Genomic DNA, 16,490 nt, shown 5'->3' with positions numbered 1-16,490 from the left:
TTCCTCAGGGCTCACGGCCGTTCGAACGACGGCTCAGGTATCGATAAAGCTTTTCGGCGGTCGGTGCAGGCTGATTTTGGCGTCATAGAGCAGGTTGATCAACTCGACGATCATGATCGCCGTCAGGCCCCAGATCTTGTACTCGCCGAAGCGATAGCTCGGCACGTACCAACTGCGGCCCTGATAATCGATGCGATGGGTATGCTCACGCGGGTCCTTGCGGAAGAATTCCAGCGGCACGCTGAAGACGGCGGCGATCTCGGCATCATTGGGCTGGTATTCGACAAAATCGGGAATCACGCCGACATACGGCGTTACCTTGATGCCGTGCAGGGAAATCAGCGGACTCAGCGGGCCGATGACTTCGACCAGGCCCGGCGGCAGGCCGATCTCTTCTTCGGCTTCGCGCAGGGCGGTGAATATGAGGTCCGGATCTTCCGGGTCGCGGCGCCCTCCGGGGAAGGCAACTTCGCCGCCATGGGTGGAAAGCCCGCTGGCGCGCAGGGTCAGGACCAGTTCCGGTTCGTCACTGCGGGTGATCGGCACCAGCACGGCGGCTTCGGGAAAACGTGCGTCGGTCTCCAGCGTGCGCGGTGTGTGGTTGCTTACCCTATGCAGTAGCTCGTCCAGCATGAGTGTTCTCGATCGGTGCCTTGCTCCGCATCATGCACCAATCAAAGCGAGCGCCCAAGCCCCCGAAACCCGTCGTGTCGCGAAACGACAACTTGCCGACCGGCCCCGCTGCACGCCAAGATAGGCGCAGCATTCAGGAACCCGAGCATGAAATTTTGCAGCCACTGCGGTAACCCGGTCACCCAGCGCATTCCCGAAGGCGACTCGCGGCTGCGATTTGTCTGCGACAGCTGTCAGACCATTCACTACCAGAACCCCAATATCGTCGCCGGTTGCGTGCCGACCTGGGGGACGAAAGTGCTGCTCTGCCGCCGCGCCATCGAGCCGCGTCTCGGTTACTGGACGCTACCTGCCGGCTTCATGGAAAACGGCGAGACCATCGAGCAGGCCGCCATCCGCGAAACCGCCGAAGAAGCCTGCGCCCGGGTGCGCAACCTGAGCATCTACACGCTGATCGACGTGCCGCACATCAGCCAGGTGCATGTGTTCTTCCGCGCCGAACTGGCCGATCTGCAGTATGCGGCCGGGCCGGAAAGCCTTGAAGTGCAGCTGTTCGAAGAAGCCGACATTCCCTGGGACGAGCTGGCTTTCCGCACGGTCGGGCGCACGCTGGAATGTTTCTTTGCCGATCGGCGCAGGGAGGTTTACCCGGTGCGTTCGGAGTCGATTCCGCCACTGGTGCAGCCAGCGATCACTTGAGCTTCGCGGCACCCTGCCGATAACCACACCTGCATCTATCACTATGTGTCTGCGTCATTCTTGGGGAATCGTTTCAATGCGTTGGTTGCTTGCCCTGTTGTGCCTGTCGTTCGTCAGCGTTTCGCAAGCGTCATTCGTGACCACCGTGACGCCCTCGAGCACTCCACTGATCGAAAAAGTCCTGGTACTCAAATCAGCCCACCAACTGCAGTTGATTGCCGACGGCAAGCCGCTGAAGACCTATCGCATCTCCTTGGGCAAGGGCGCGAAGAAAGGCCCGAAACTGATCGAGGGCGACAAACGCACACCCGAAGGTTTCTATTGGATCGACTGGCGCAAGACCAGCGACAAATTCAACCTGTCGATGCACATCTCCTACCCGAACATCAGCGATGCCGCCCGTGCTCGCCGTGAAGGTGTCGAGCCCGGCGGGATGATCATGATCCACGGCACTCCGGATTCGGCAGACAATCCGGAACAGCTGTTCCATACCCTCGACTGGACCGACGGCTGCATCGCCATGCGCAACGTCGACATGCGTGAAGTGTGGAACCTGGTACCGGACGGCACGATGATCGAGATTCGCCCGTAACCTCGACCGCTGGTCACCGCAAAAAAAAATAAATCAAAAGATCGCAGCCTGCGACAGCGCCTACAGGGGTGATACCACTCTCAACTGTAGAAGCTGTCGCAGGCTACGATCTTTTGCTTTTTATAGGCCAACACTAATACCACTTTAAACAACGCCCTCTGAAAGCCGCCAATCCATTGGGCCAGACGCCGATTCATGGCGTTGACATGGTATTCAAGTGGTATTAGCTTCCGTCGCACAAGCGAGCCACAACAATCCTATACTCGCGGCGGAAACGACCTACATGAACGACCTCCAATCCCTACGTCCTGACGATGCCCAGCCGACGCCGCTGTACTTGCAGCTGGCGCGCAATCTGGAAGCGGCGATTCATGCCGGGCAGTGGAAGGCCGAACAGGCGATGCCGTCCGAGCGCAACCTCAGCGACCAGCTCGGCATTTCCCGGGTCACCGCACGCAAGGCGCTGGAAGTCTTGCTCGAGCAAGGCCTGATCCGCCGCCTGCAAGGCTCGGGCACGTTCATCACCCCACGCCTGGAACAACCGCTGTCGCGTCTGTCCGGCTTCAGCGAAATGCTGCGCCTGAAAGGTTTCGTGCCGAGCTCGAAATGGCTGGAGCGGGAAATCACCCTGCCGACCCACGAAGAATTGATCCGCCTCGGCCTGTCGCCGAATGACAAGGTGGCGCGCATGAAGCGCCTGCGCAAAGCCGATGACACGGTCATGGCGATCGAGATGAGCACCCTGCCCGCCTCAATCATGCCCAGGCCGCAAGCGGTGGGCGATTCGCTTTACGAATACCTCGACGGCATCGGCAAACCGATCGTCCGCGCCCTTCAGCACATCCAGGCAATCAACGCCTCGGACGAATTCGCCGCACTGGTCGGCATCGCCCCCGGCACCGCCATGCTGCTGATGACCCGGGTCGGCTATCTGGAAGACAACACGCCGATCGAAGTCACCGACACCTATTGCCGCAACGACTACTACGACTTTGTTGCAGAGCTTCGCCGCTGATCAGCAGCAAGCCAAACGAGAGAAGCGAAATGTCCGAAGACAACATCCTCACCGCCAGCGGCTGGGTTCGCGGCCGGCTGATTCACAAACACGGCAAGATCGTGTCGATCGAAGGCGTGCCCTGCGATCCGGCGGCTAACGATCTGCCCTATCTGCTGCCGGGTTTCATCGACCTGCATGTGCACGGCGGCGGCGGCAAAGACATCATGGAGGGCGCCGAAGCCTTCGAAACCATCAGCAAAACCCATGTGCGTTTCGGCACCACTTCGCTGCTGGCCACGACCATGACTGCGCCGAGCGCGGAGATCTCCAGCGTTCTCAAAGAGGTAGGAGAATTCTGCGAACAGCGTCCGAAAGGCGCCGCGCGAGTCCTCGGCGTGCACCTTGAAGGCCCTTACATCAACCCGGGAAAACTCGGCGCCCAACCGAACTTCGCCCACACCGCGTTGATGGCCGAAGTCGAAGAATATCTGGCGCTGGCGCCGATTCGCGTCATCACCATTGCCCCGGAAATCGCCGGTCACGATGCATTGATCCGTGAGCTGAGCAGCCGTGGCATCCGCATGCAGATCGGGCACACCCTCGGCAGCTACGAGGAAGGCGTCGCCGCGCTGGCTGCCGGAGCCAGCAGTTTCACCCACCTCTATAACGCCATGAGCCCGCTGCATCACCGCGAGCCGGGCATCGTTGGCGCAGCACTGGCCCACGCCAAATACGCCGAGCTGATTCCCGATCTGTTGCACGTGCACCCTGGCGCCATCCGCGTGGCGCTGCGCTCGATCCCGTGCCTGTATTGCGTCACCGATTCGACCGCCGCCGCCGGCATGCCCGACGGTGAATACAAGCTTGGCAGCCACACCGTGACCAAATGCCTGGGCGGCGTGCGCCTGCCCGACGGCACGCTGGCCGGCAGCACCCTGACCATGGATCAGGCCCTGCGCAATCTGGTCAAGATCGGTTTGCCGATCGCCGAAGCCTCGCAGCGTCTGTCGCAATTTCCCGCCGACTACCTCGGCATCACCGAACGCGGGCGCCTTGCCCCCGGCGCCTGGGCCGACTGCGTGCGGCTCGATCGTTCACTCACACTGACCGCCGTCATGGTCGAAGGAGAAGACATTGACTTCAAAAATGCTTGAAGAGGCGCTGTCCTCGTTCGAGGCCGTGCAAGCACAGCTGCAACAGCTCGACGCGCCGATGATCGAGATCGCCGGGCGCCTGCGCCGTCAGCCGCCGCAAGTGGCGATGACCGTCGCCCGTGGCAGCTCCGACCACGCGGCGAGCTACTTCGCCTACCTGACCATGCAGCAACTGGGCGTGCCGGTGGCCTCGTTGCCGATGTCGGTGGTAACCATGCAGCAGGCGCCACTGAAAGTCAGCGGTCAGGTCGCCTTTGCGTTTTCGCAGTCGGGGCAGAGCCCGGATCTGGTCAACAGCCTGCGCCTGTTGCGCAAGCGTGGCGCGCTGAGCGTGTCGATGGTTAACGCTGCCGATTCGCCACTGGAAGCGGCCTGTGAATTCAGCCTGCCGCTGCTCGCCGGCACGGAAAGCAGCGTCGCCGCGACCAAGAGTTTTATCGCCACCCTCAGCGCCAGCGCGCGCTTGATCGCGCACTGGAAAGAGGACAGCGAATTGCTGCAAGCCCACGATGCGCTGCCAGAAGGCCTGCGCGAAGCGGCGAAACAGGACTGGAGCGTGGCCATCGAAGCCCTGCGCGGTTGCGAGCGCCTGATGGTGATCGGCCGCGGAGCCGGTTTCGCGATTGCCCAGGAAGCGGCGCTGAAATTCAAGGAAACCTCGGCGATTCAGGCCGAAGCGTTCAGCAGTGCCGAAGTCCGTCACGGCCCGATGGCACTGATCGACGAACACTATCCGCTGCTGGTTTTCGCCCCACGCGGCGCCGAGCAGGCCGGCCTGCTGAGTCTGGCGGCGGAAATGCGCCAGCGCGGCGCCCGGGTCTTGCTCGCCGCGCCGGATGACGTCAGCGAACGCGACCTGACCCTGAGCCGCGCCGAACACCCGGCCCTCGATCCGATTCTGGCGATCCAGAGTTTCTACGTGATGGCCGCAGGCCTGGCCGTGGCGCGGGGCATGGACCCGGATCAGCCGCGCCATTTGAGCAAAGTGACCCGCACGCACTGATAGCGGCTAAAGGACGTAACTCCATGCAGGAGCTGCCGAAGGCTGCGATCTTTTGATCTCGACCCATAAAAACAAGATCAAAAGATCGCAGCCTTCGGCAGCTCCTACAGGGGACATCGAACCGAGATTCAACTGATGAGACCCAGCCATGCCCGACAACAATAAAGAGCTGACCCTCAGCGCCCCGCTCAGCGGCCCGGTGCTGACGCTCGCCAACGTCCCGGACGCGGTGTTCGCCAGTGGCGCGATGGGCGACGGCATCGCCATCGACCCGCTCAACGACACGCTGTATTCGCCCTGCGCCGGCGTGGTCATCCACGTTGCGCGCAGCAGCCACGCGGTGACCGTGCGCGCCGACAACGGTGCGGAAATCCTCCTGCACCTGGGCCTCGACACCGTTGAATTGAACGGCGAAGGTTTCGCCATGCTGGTCAAGGAAAGCGATCGCGTCAGCCTCGGTCAGCCGCTGCTGCGCTATGACCTGGACAAGGTCGGCCAGCACTGCAAAAGCCTGGTCAGCCTGTTGATCCTGACCAACAGCGCGGATTTTCAGGTGCGGCCGATCACTCTCAAAGCGGTGAAAGTCGGCGAGCCGTTGCTGCACATCATCGCGCGCAATGTGGTGGCGGCGAATACCGATACAAGCGGCGGGCCTGAGGTTCGTGGCCAGGCGCGGGTCGCTCATCGCGGCGGCTTGCATGCGCGCCCGGCTGCGCTGATCCGCCAGACCGCCCAGAGTTTCAGCAGCCATTCACAGCTGCACTTCAACGGTAAATCGGCGCCGTGCAACAGCCTGATCGGTTTGATGGGTCTGGCCATTGGCGAGCAGGATGAGGTGCAGGTCAGTTGTCAGGGACCGGACGCCGATGCCGCGCTGCAAGCCTTGCTCAGCGCATTGGCCACGGCGCTGCCGGACGATCATCACGGGCAAGCGCCGACCACCACAGCCGCGCTGAAACGCCCGGCCGAGGCTGGCGTGTTGCACGGTGTTTGCGCGGCGCCGGGGCTGGTCGCCGGGCCGTTGTTTCGCTTGAACGCGATCACCTTGCCGGCGGATACGGGCCATCACGATCCAGTGCAACAGCAGCAGACGCTTGAAACGGCATTGAACGCGGTGCGCAGCGAAATCGCCGCCACCCTCGCCCAGGCGAAAAAGCACAAGAACGCCGACGAAGAAGCGATCTTCGCTGCACACATGGCGCTGCTCGAAGACCCGGCCCTGCTCGACGCCGCGCAGCAATTCATCGCACAAGGCACCGCAGCGACCCATGCCTGGAGTCAGTCGATCGACACCCAGTGCGACATGCTGCAAGGCACCGGCAGTCCGCTGCTGGCCGAACGTGCCAACGATTTGCGCGACCTCAAGCAACGCGTGCTGCGTGCCCTGCTTGGCGAGGCCTGGCAATACCAGGTGCCGGCCGGCGCCATTGTTGCCGCCCATGAACTGACGCCATCGGATCTGCTGCAACTCAGCGCGCAAGGTGTCGCCGGGTTGTGCATGGCCGAGGGCGGCGCGACCTCGCACGTAGCGATTCTGGCGCGCGGCAAAGGCTTGCCGTGCATCGTCGCTTTGGGCGCGCAATTGCTTGAGCAGCCGCAGGATCAGGCCGTGGTGCTCGACGCTGACGACGGGCGCCTCGAATTGACGCCGAATGCGCAACGCCTGAGCGAAGTGCAACAGGCACAAATCCAGCGCCAGCAGCGCCGCGACAGCCAACAGGCCAAAGCCCATTTGCCCGCTGAAACGCGCAATGGCGTGCACATCGAAGTGGTCGCCAATGTCGCCTCAAGCAACGAAGCGGCAGACGCTTTTGCCAATGGTGCCGATGGCGTCGGCCTGTTGCGCACCGAGTTTCTCTTCGTTGATCGCCAGACGGCACCGGACGTCGAGGAACAGCGCAGCGCCTATCAAGCGGTGATCGATGCCATGGGCGACAAGCCGGTGATCATCCGCACCATCGACGTCGGTGGCGACAAGCAACTCGACTACCTGCCACTGCCGGCCGAAGCCAACCCGGTGCTCGGTCTGCGCGGCATTCGTCTGGCCCAGGCGCGGCCGGAAATTCTCGATCAGCAACTGCGCGCGCTGCTGCAGGTCAAGCCGTTGTCGCGTTGCCGGATTCTGTTGCCGATGGTCACCGAGGTCGACGAACTGCTGCACATCCGCCAGCGCGTCGATGCACTGCGGCTTGAAATGGGCATTGCCGAGCGCCCGGAAATCGGCGTGATGATCGAAGTCCCCGCCGCCGCGCTGCAAGCCGAACAACTGGCCGAACACGCCGACTTTCTCTCGATCGGCACCAACGATCTGTCGCAATACACCCTGGCCATGGACCGCGATCACGCCGGGTTGGCGGCGCGGGTCGATGCCCTGCACCCGGCGTTGCTGCGCCTGATCGCCATGACTTGCGAAGGCGCGGCGGTGCACAAGCGCTGGGTCGGTGTCTGCGGCGCCCTCGCCTCCGACCCGCTGGCCACGCCGGTGCTGATCGGCCTCGGCGTCACCGAACTGTCGGTGAGCCCGGTGCAGATCGGTGAAATCAAGGACCGCGTACGTCAGTTGCATGAAGCCGAATGTCAGCGCCTGAGCCGCGACTTGCTCAAGCTCTCCAGCGCCGCCGCCGTTCGCCACGCCTGTCATCAACATTGGCCTCTGCGCTAACAAAAACAAAAAGGACAAACGCCATGTACCAACTCTTCATCGAAGGCCTGCAACGCCTCGGCCGCGCGCTGATGCTGCCGATCGCGATCCTGCCGATTGCCGGCCTGCTGCTGCGCCTGGGCGACACCGACCTGTTGAACATCGCGATCATTCACGATGCCGGGCAAGTGATCTTCGCCAACCTGGCGATGATTTTTGCCATCGGCATCGCCGTCGGTTTCGCCAAGGACAACAACGGCACCGCCGGCCTGGCCGGGGTGATCGGTTATCTGGTGATGATCTCCACGCTCAAGGTGCTCGACTCGACCATCAACATGGGCATGCTCGCCGGGATCGTCAGCGGCCTGTTGGCCGGCGCGCTGTACAACCGCTTCAAGGACATCAAGCTACCGGAGTATCTGGCGTTCTTCGGTGGCCGGCGGTTCGTGCCGATCGTCACCGGGTTCGCGGCGGTGGGGCTGGGCGTGCTGTTCGGCTATATCTGGCCGCCGATCCAGCAGGGCATCAATGCGTTCGGCGCGCTGATGATGGAAAGCGGCAGCATTGGCGCCTTCGTCTTCGGCGTCTTCAACCGTTTGCTGATCGTCACCGGCCTGCACCACATCCTTAACAACATGGCGTGGTTCGTCTTCGGCAACTTCACCGACCCGACCACCGGCGCGCTGGTGACCGGCGATCTGTCGCGGTATTTTGCCGGCGATCCGAAGGGCGGCCAGTTCATGACCGGCATGTTCCCGATGATGATCTTCGGCCTGCCCGCCGCGTGCCTGGCGATGTATCGCAACGCTTTGCCGGAGCGGCGCAAGGTGATGGGCGGGATCTTCCTGTCGATGGCGCTGACCTCGTTTCTGACCGGCGTGACCGAGCCGATCGAATTTGCCTTCATGTTTCTCGCACCGCTGTTGTTCCTCCTGCACGCGCTGCTGACCGGGCTGTCGATGGCGATCACCAACGGTCTGAACATTCATCTGGGCTTCACCTTTTCCGGTGGCTTCATCGACATGATTCTCGGCTGGGGCAAGTCCACAAATGGCTGGTTGGTGGTGCCGGTCGGGCTGGCTTACGCGGTCATCTATTACCTGGTCTTCGACTTCTGTATCCGCCGCTTCAATCTGAAGACGCCGGGACGCGAAGACGTGGCCACGGCAGAAAAAGCCGTGCTTTCGGAAACCGAACGCGCCAGTGCGTATATCAAAGCCTTGGGCGGCGCCGAGAATCTGCTCACCGTCGGCGCCTGCACGACCCGACTGCGCCTGGAGATGGTCGATCGCAACAAGGCCTCGGATGCCGAGCTGAAAGCGCTGGGCGCGATGGCGGTGGTGCGCCCGGGCAAGGGCGGCAGTCTGCAGGTCGTGGTCGGGCCGCTGGCTGACAGCATTGCCGATGAAATCCGCTTGGCCATGCCTGCGCTGGGCCGAACAACGTTGGTGGAAACCGCAGTAATTGCCGATGAACCGAAGACCGTTGTGCTTACAAGCAACGAGGCTCAGCAATGGCTGAATGCACTGGGCGGTCGCGACAATGTGCTGCAGCTCGATTGCATCGCCATGACCCGCATTCGCCTGCAACTGGCCGATGGCAAGACGTTGTCAGAGGCGCAGTTGCAAGCGCTGGGCTGCCAGGGTGTCAGCCAGTTGGACGGTGGGATCTGGCATTTGCTGGTGGGTGAAAAGGCAGCAAGTCTGAGCTGCGCGCTGGAAGGGTTGGTGAATCGCCAAGAGGTCAGCGCGCAGGTTTGAACGAGGGTTGGCGGGCCTGTTCGCGATCAGGCTCGCCAGCTCCGCAGATTCCACACTCCATACGTATGTACCACCCTCCTCCACGCCCCCCTCGCCATGCTGAGCGCTCATTCCCAATCTGGAGAGCGCCCGTGACCCCGGCAAAATCCCCAACACCCGCAGAGATCAACAGCAACGTCAACCAGATCAGCGACTATCTGTTTGACAGCCCGACCCCACTGCTTCCCGCACAAAAACCGACCGCTGAACAGACTTACCTGAAACGTCTCAACGAACAGCTCACCACTTACCGTAACGGCTTTTTGCAACGCAGCCGAGCGCTCTATCAGGCGCTGGAAACCAGCGATCTGCAAACCGCGGAAGGCAAACAGCTCATCGCAACCCAGAAGATCAGGCTCAACACCCAACTGATCAACATGGACCTGCGCGATCAGATCGACGGCAAGCCGGCGAAAACCTTCCTCAAATACGATGCTGGATTCACCGCCATTGAGCACGAAGCGCGGCAAGCCGTGACCGACCGACTGTTGCACCCGCAAGCCGGCGAGCTTCTGGAGAAACTCGGACTGGGGCCGATGCTGCGTCCGGCAATGTACGCGCTGCAATTCAGCTATCAGGGCAGCCGCGTCGAGCTGGCCGGCGCCTTTGTCGTCACCCAAAAGGACACTCCCCGGGTCAGCGATCTGCTGACAGACCAGAGCGTTGGCTTTGCCGTACTGTTCACACCCGTGCGCGGTCTCGAGTTTTTCAGCTCTCTGGCCGACCTCGATAGCCAGTTGCGTGCGTCCCTGAACCAGCCCGGCGGTCGCGACGAGTTCATGTCCCTGTTGCCGACGCGCTACCACGACGTCGGCGCCGCGGGGATCTGGCCGCTGCGACTTGCAGCCATCGACAGCAAGCCGTTGTTCGAGCACACCTACGACGCGCTGATCGAAAAACGCACCCAGGACATCGAACGGGCGTTGAGCTTCGCCGACAATCCGCAGCAAGATCCCAAGTTACTGGTCAGCGCCCTGGAGCGCGCAATCGCTGCGGCACTGCCTGATCTCACCGCGCGTCTTCAATTGCGTGCCCAGACCCTGTTCGAGCGCCACCTGCGCTACAGCGCGCCGGACTGGTATCGCAGCGCCAGTCCCGACAGGCAGACAGAACTCACGCAGCATGTCGCCAACTACAACCGTGCGCGTCAGCATCTGCTTGATCTGATGGAGCCGACGGGCAGCCTGGCGGCGCTTGCTCGCCACCAATGGCTGGAGCGCCTGAGTGATGACCTGGAGATCGACGACCTCGAACCGCACAAGCTGCATATCAGCACCGATCGCCGAGTGCCGGGCTATGGGGTTTATGTGCATCGATCCAATTTGCTCGATCTGTCCTTGCGCGGGCCACACACCGGCGATGAACTGCCCGGTTCGGAGTTTTTGCGCTACACCACGCTCAGCTACGATGACGCGCCGTTGCCAGCAATGTACGCGGACGTGACTCCGGCATGGCTGGTCGAACAAGCGCTCAAGATGCAACCTCGCGTCGACTACGCCAGCTTGCAAAAAGATATGCAGGCGCGGCCCACGATAAAGCCGGCGATCGAAAAGATGCTCGATCAACGCATCGTCGCGCTCGCGCATACGGCAGCGTTGCAAGGGCACCTGCTCGACACTGATCTGCAACTGATCGAGCGTCTGCGCAGCGCCAGCGACAGCCAACTGCAGGCCGCCACCCTTTGCGTGCATGGGGCGCAACTGCTGGACCTGTGGGTGCTGCGCCAGAGTGATGCGAATGGCGCGATCACGCGGATATTGCTGTGTACGCCTCAGGCACCTCGCGAGCAACAGTTCCAGGCTTTCGGCAGTGAGCGCGAGTGCCAGTCCCAGCTGTTGAGCTGGGCCAGGCACAGCGATGTCGCTGACAGCATGGCGGGTTACCTGATCAACCGTGCGCCCATGCGCTTTCGCCCGACCCTGCGCAAAGTGCTGGCCGGCCTGAGTTTCAAGCCTGGATCGCTGGAACATCAGAGGGTCACGTTCGAACATATCGGCAGTCACTCCGATTGCCTGCGAGCAATGGCCGAGCATGTACTGGCCACGCGTCTTGACGATTATGATTTCAGCACGCCGCCGTGGTATCGCCGGACCAGCATGGCCGACCGCAGAAAACTCACGACATTGACCGAGGATGCCGAGGGCGCCCTGCGTGAGTTCAATGACCATCCACTGTCGGGCGGACGTTTCCCGGCGTTTATCGATTTTGTCCACGAGCAAGCCCGGATCAGCCTGAACCGCCTGCTGCAGCGCCCGGCCAACGACGTCGACCCGGATACCGTCTGGGCCTATTCGCCACCCTCGATGGTGCGTTCGTCGACACCGCCGCCGATGACCTACACACAGCTGTATCGCGACGGCTATGCCGACGGCGTCGGTTTTCTCGATGAAAAATTTTCCAGCTCGGCTCGCTTCAAGGGGCCGCCAGGTATCGATATCAGCCTCCTGACCGCGCAGAAAGTAGCGCGCTCGGTCACTGGCGTATGGATCGGCCAACGCTACACCGACAAGGTCAAGAAGGAACTGCAGGGTTCAACCAGCGAGGGCTACGCTTTCAGACGCAACGCGACGCTGGCGATTACCCAGCGGCAGATGAAAAGCGCTGCGCTGGAAAGCCGGCTGCGAGGCAGCATCACCAGTCACGATCTGCAATGGCTGGAGCAAAGTATTACCAGCATGGATGAGACCTCGGGACCTGTGCGCACGAAATACGCGCTGCACCGGATGATGATCGATGGCGAATGGATAATTGATGTGTGGCTGTTCAGCCATGCCGAAAACCCGGTCCTGCTTTACACACCCGATGCGCCGGACGGCATCGGTTTTCGTGAGGCACGACAGTTCAATTATCTGCTCAAGAAACAGCCTGGCCTGATTGAATACCTCACGCTGCGGGTAGGTGTCAGTGGCCAGGCCCGGGTTCGCACCTTCCTCGAAAATGCAAGAAAACAGTTACCCGACAGCCTCAATATCTCCATGCCCAGCCCGGCACGTTACGACTCGACCCGGTCGGTAAAACCTGTCAGCGATTTACGTACTGCGCTGTACAACATGAAATTGCAGCGCCGGATCGACAATGTCCACGCCACTACCACGAGCCGTACCGAGATGATCGCCGGTCTGATCTGGACCAGTGTCGAATGGGTGCTCGCCATTGCCACCGCGCCCTTCCCGCTGTTGAGTCTGAGCACTGGCCTGCTGCTGGCGTTCAAGGACGCCATGCTCGCTTTGCATGCCTACCGCCAGGGCGATACCAATGAAGCGTTCGGGCATCTGCTCGGTTACTGGTTCAACAGTGCCGGCGCGGTACTGACTGACCTGCGTCCCGCCCTGCGCTCGCTCAAACCTGTGCGCCGCCCTTTGCGCCGAATCAGCGCCAGTGCCAGCAACGAACAACGCAATGTGGTGACACTGATCGATCAAGTGGCTCCGGTCGCAGCTCCGGCGGACATGCAGCCGGTGGTATTCAGGGCACAGAATTTGTGGGCGTCGAACCAGCCCGATGCCCTCGGACGCTATCTGTTGCATCGCCTTGACCCGGACAGTGGCAGGTTGTTCTCGACCGGTATTCTGGCAGTGCGTGATTCAGAAGGCAGGATGGTGCGCAGTGGCATCAGCGGGGGGGCGCCGAAGTATGAAACCTTACCGCAGGCCTCCGGCCCGCACACAGATTACGGTGTGGCGGCCAAATATCGCGAACGCATCGAAACGGTGATGAATCCGCAAGCTCGAGAGGAGCTGCTCAAGCGCAGTGCGGACTACATGGTCCGTCCCGAGTCGATCGTCGCCGGGGCTGTCAGTGAAATGTCCTCGACGCGCAGAGCCTACCTGACGCAGGTCGAGAAGCTGACCAAGGATGCCACGCAGCATTTTTCCGAACTTGCCTCGCTACCCGCACGCCCGCAGGTCCCTGATGTCGGCGCCGATATATCGTTTGCCCAACTGATCGCCAGCGATGCGCTCAAGGGCAAAAACCTGGTAATCGGCGCGGTGCCCGCCTCGATCGCCAGTAAACAAGCGCTGATCCAGAATCTGGATGCGTTGGTCAGAAACGGCTACAGGCGTCTCTATATCGAATACCTGCCCGGAGACGTCTTCCCGCTCAAACTGGAAAAATTCAACGCGGGCAAATCCTGGCTGCATATCCGCAAGCATCTGCAAGCCGTGGATAAGGCGTTGGGCTGCGATGCGACGTTCTCCTACGAGGCGCTGGTGCGCGCGGCACGGGAAAAAGGCCTGAAAATCAGCGCGCTGGATGCTTCCACCTGCTACCGGGTCGAGGGCGCAATGGTCATGTCCGAGCTCTCGCCTCTGACGCCGAGAAGCAACAGCGTGCGAAATTTCTACTCGCACAAAATCCTTGCTGGCGATAGCGTTGACGCGCCAGACGAACGCTGGATCGTGCTCACGGAACAATCGCGGATGAGCACCTTCGACAACACACCGGGGCTTGCCGATCTTCACGATGCCGTGGCCGTGCGCATTGAAGACGTCGACCTGTACCAACCCGCGCGCATTGCCAGGGATGCGCCCGGCGGCATCGCCGGAGATGCATCAGCGCAAGGTGATTTTCTCGTCCAGATGCCGAGTACATACATGGCGCCTCTGCCAGCCTCCAGGCCGTCCGCCGCAGCGGCTGCCGTTGACCACTTCAGTGAATTCGATGTTGCTGCGCCACTGCGCAACGACATTGCTGAAATGTTGCAAAGGCCCTACTCCATGAACTCGTATTACACCCCGACAGTACCGAGTGAAAGAACGGCCTACGAGGCTTTCATTGCCCAGCGCGACCGTCTGGAAAAAGCGGCCAGAGACGCCTTCACTGCTTACGCCCCTCCCGATGCGCCTATCCTGCCGTTGCTCACCTCCGACTGCACATTCGAGGTTTTTTTGCGGCAATTGACCGACGCACGCTTGAATCTGCTGATCGGCGAAACCCACAGCGATACAGCCAGCAAAGCGCTGCTGAAAAAGCACATGAAAGCCCTCAAGGAAGCAGGGTACGACACGTTATATGTCGAGCACGTGTTCACCGACCTGCACCAGGCCGATCTCGATACTTTCCTGCGCACCCAGCGCATGCCGGACAGGCTTAAGGCGTATCTGCAGCGCCAGGATCACGGCCACATGCGCTTTTACCAAGGGAGCGATACGTACACAGAGGTCTATCAGGCCGCAGCCAAATACAACATGCGCATCAGGGCACTCGATTGCACGGCGTCCTACCACCTCAAGGGCATACATGACGTGGAAATCTCCCGAAACGAGATGTTCAGCTATTTCGCGACCCAAGTGATCGAAGCCGATCAACTGGCTCACGGGCCGCATAAATGGGTGGCCCTCATCGGCAGCGCGCACACCAATTACAACCTCGGCGTGCCAGGTCTGGCCGATACACTTTCAGCCGTCAGCCTGCACGTACGCGACACGGCCCCTGAGCTGGCCAGGGACATCCACCGTGGCTCGTGGGAGTTTGTCAGCGACAAGAGCAAGGCCAACGTACAGGCCTTGAGCAGCGACTTTCTCATGGAGGTGGCCGTCCCCGGAACGAAAAAGCCTGCCGCGACGCCATCGGTCAGTCGCAGCAAACTGACCCGAACCGGGGATTTCCTGATCGAAAATGCAGATACCCGCAACGCTAGCGTTGTGCATAGATCCCGCAATGGCGAGATCGTTGTCACGCCGATCCAGGTCAATGACAAGGGTCTGTTATTCGTTGATCGTTGGGAGAAAAAAGGTGAGAGCTTCAAATACCTGCGGTTGTTGATCGACATGCTTGTAACAGACGTGAACCTGACACCGGTGACGTGACACCCGAGCGATTGCACGTCGTGGAAAACCACTGGGCTTGACGGCCCAGTGGTTTTTTTCATGCCTGGGGATCCACCCGATCCAGCGCACGGTTCACCGCCAGCTCGGCAAGCATGATGATCTGCTGAATCGCCAGCGCCGTATTGCGCTGCGGTCGCCCCAACTGATCGGCGAAATCACTGGCCAGGGTGTTGGCTGAAGCAAGTGACTCACAGGCATGGGCGAGCAGGGTTTCGGTGTCGATTTCGGGCTGGATCACAAACATGGTACTGGGAGGGTGCGCTTTGCTCGGCTGCGGACACAGGTAAAAATCCAGAGCCCGCTTGATCGCTTCGCGGTTCTTGGCGAGGTCGTCGGCGCGGATGGTTTGTTCGAGGGGGGGTGAGGGTTCGAGGGGTGGGTCGGGGACAGGTTTTGACATTGATACGTTCCTCATCAATAGCCAATCACTTGCCGTTTCTCACGCGGCGGAGTGGTGGCAGCAGTGTGCGGGGTGAGAAACCGGTAGGAACAAGCCCGGCCGGACCGAAGTCCGCCCGCACACAGCCGCCATAACAATGCAGACAGCAGGAATGCCGGCGGCGATTATGGTGGTACTGATTGTGGATTAACAGTTCCTAAGGGTTCTCACACCCGATCGCCGAAGTTTCGGCGACACCAAAAGACTAGAGATCGCACGTCCGACGGACAACCTGAAAACCTTGTGGGAAGGTTCTGCGAACTCAGACACTGCTTTAAACACACTCCAGATCGCCACCCTCACCCTAGCCCTCTCCCAGAGGGAGAGGGGACTGACCGAGTTGTTCAGGCGAGGTACGCCGACGTGAAAGTCCGAGTTGAACTCAGGAGTTGAAAACCACACAAAATCGGCCCCCTCTCCCTCCCAGAGGGAGAGGGACTGACCGAGTTGTTCAGGCGAGGTACGCCGACGTGAAAGTCCGAGTTGAACTCAGGATTTGCAAACCACACAAAATCGGCCCCCTCTCCCTCGGGAGAGGGCTGGGGTGAGGGGCAGCAACAACACAAATCAAAAGCCGGACACACACGCTTTTCACCACTCAATAGGCCGAGTGTCAGCTCGCCTGCTCTTGATCTTGATCCACCGGCGACGTCGGAAGGCTGAGTGGAGGGATTGATCCGGGCGTGGGAGCGCAGCGACCGT

Annotated in this window: 10 protein-coding genes; 8 read left to right on the top strand and 2 right to left on the bottom strand. The window is 61.2% G+C overall.

Features of this window, described 5'->3' with window-relative positions; translation table 11 throughout:
- Positions 1-33: 33 nt before the first annotated feature.
- Positions 34-633 (bottom strand): CoA pyrophosphatase, encoded by a 600-nt coding sequence (locus PspCFBP13508_RS17265; RefSeq protein ID WP_016771547.1) that lies wholly within the window; start codon positions 631-633, stop codon positions 34-36.
- Positions 634-780: 147 nt separating this feature from the next.
- Here PspCFBP13508_RS17265 and PspCFBP13508_RS17260 point away from each other — a divergent pair, with 147 nt between their 5' ends.
- The 8 genes from PspCFBP13508_RS17260 to PspCFBP13508_RS17220 all read left to right on the top strand — a co-directional run bounded on the left by PspCFBP13508_RS17260 (position 781) and on the right by PspCFBP13508_RS17220 (position 15,328).
- Positions 781-1,332 (top strand): NUDIX hydrolase, encoded by a 552-nt coding sequence (locus tag PspCFBP13508_RS17260; protein WP_130910691.1) that lies wholly within the window; start codon positions 781-783, stop codon positions 1,330-1,332.
- A 76-nt stretch (positions 1,333-1,408) separates the two neighbouring features.
- Positions 1,409-1,924 carry a L,D-transpeptidase family protein gene (locus PspCFBP13508_RS17255; protein WP_137215217.1) on the top strand — a complete coding sequence of 172 codons (516 nt, stop codon included), beginning with the start codon at positions 1,409-1,411 and terminating at the stop codon, positions 1,922-1,924.
- 283 nt (positions 1,925-2,207) lie between these two features.
- The gene (locus PspCFBP13508_RS17250) at positions 2,208-2,939 is read left to right on the top strand and encodes a GntR family transcriptional regulator (RefSeq protein WP_130910689.1); all 732 of its coding nucleotides are present in this window, start codon (positions 2,208-2,210) and stop codon (positions 2,937-2,939) included.
- 29 nt (positions 2,940-2,968) lie between these two features.
- On the top strand, positions 2,969-4,075 hold the full coding sequence (gene nagA / locus PspCFBP13508_RS17245; protein WP_137215216.1) for an N-acetylglucosamine-6-phosphate deacetylase: 1,107 nt from the start codon (positions 2,969-2,971) through the stop codon (positions 4,073-4,075).
- Positions 4,056-5,078 carry an SIS domain-containing protein gene (locus tag PspCFBP13508_RS17240; RefSeq protein ID WP_137215215.1) on the top strand — a complete coding sequence of 341 codons (1,023 nt, stop codon included), beginning with the start codon at positions 4,056-4,058 and terminating at the stop codon, positions 5,076-5,078. Before nagA ends, PspCFBP13508_RS17240 begins: the two co-directional genes overlap by 20 nt.
- Positions 5,079-5,226: 148 nt before the next feature.
- On the top strand, positions 5,227-7,740 hold the full coding sequence (ptsP, locus tag PspCFBP13508_RS17230) for a phosphoenolpyruvate--protein phosphotransferase (protein WP_137215214.1): 2,514 nt from the start codon (positions 5,227-5,229) through the stop codon (positions 7,738-7,740).
- 23 nt (positions 7,741-7,763) lie between these two features.
- Complete coding sequence (nagE, locus tag PspCFBP13508_RS17225) at positions 7,764-9,479, top strand: N-acetylglucosamine-specific PTS transporter subunit IIBC (RefSeq protein ID WP_137215213.1); 1,716 nt, start codon at positions 7,764-7,766, stop codon at positions 9,477-9,479.
- Positions 9,480-9,610: 131 nt separating this feature from the next.
- Positions 9,611-15,328: a membrane-targeted effector domain-containing toxin gene (locus PspCFBP13508_RS17220; RefSeq protein ID WP_137215212.1), complete on the top strand. Its 5,718-nt coding sequence runs from the start codon at positions 9,611-9,613 to the stop codon at positions 15,326-15,328.
- 58 nt (positions 15,329-15,386) lie between these two features.
- On the opposite strand, the gene PspCFBP13508_RS17215 is transcribed toward PspCFBP13508_RS17220, so the two are convergent.
- Positions 15,387-15,749, bottom strand: a complete 363-nt coding sequence (locus PspCFBP13508_RS17215; protein ID WP_137215211.1) for a DUF6124 family protein — start codon at positions 15,747-15,749, stop codon at positions 15,387-15,389.
- Positions 15,750-16,490: the final 741 nt, after the last annotated feature.

It is taken from the genome of Pseudomonas sp. CFBP13508 (assembly GCF_005233515.1).
Classification (GTDB): Bacteria; Pseudomonadota; Gammaproteobacteria; order Pseudomonadales; family Pseudomonadaceae; genus Aquipseudomonas; species Aquipseudomonas mercuritolerans.
The sequence above is the reverse complement of the archived record's forward strand: the minus strand, read 5'-3'. Positions and strand labels throughout refer to the sequence as shown.

Coding starts and splice junctions, on each gene's coding strand:
- nagA (WP_137215216.1), top strand. CDS start 2,969: ATGTCCGAAGACAACATCCTCACCGCCAGCGGCTGGGTTCGCGGCCGG.
- PspCFBP13508_RS17260 (WP_130910691.1), top strand. CDS start 781: ATGAAATTTTGCAGCCACTGCGGTAACCCGGTCACCCAGCGCATTCCC.
- PspCFBP13508_RS17250 (WP_130910689.1), top strand. CDS start 2,208: ATGAACGACCTCCAATCCCTACGTCCTGACGATGCCCAGCCGACGCCG.
- PspCFBP13508_RS17255 (WP_137215217.1), top strand. CDS start 1,409: ATGCGTTGGTTGCTTGCCCTGTTGTGCCTGTCGTTCGTCAGCGTTTCG.
- ptsP (WP_137215214.1), top strand. CDS start 5,227: ATGCCCGACAACAATAAAGAGCTGACCCTCAGCGCCCCGCTCAGCGGC.
- PspCFBP13508_RS17265 (WP_016771547.1), bottom strand. CDS start 633: ATGCTGGACGAGCTACTGCATAGGGTAAGCAACCACACACCGCGCACG.
- PspCFBP13508_RS17215 (WP_137215211.1), bottom strand. CDS start 15,749: ATGTCAAAACCTGTCCCCGACCCACCCCTCGAACCCTCACCCCCCCTC.
- nagE (WP_137215213.1), top strand. CDS start 7,764: ATGTACCAACTCTTCATCGAAGGCCTGCAACGCCTCGGCCGCGCGCTG.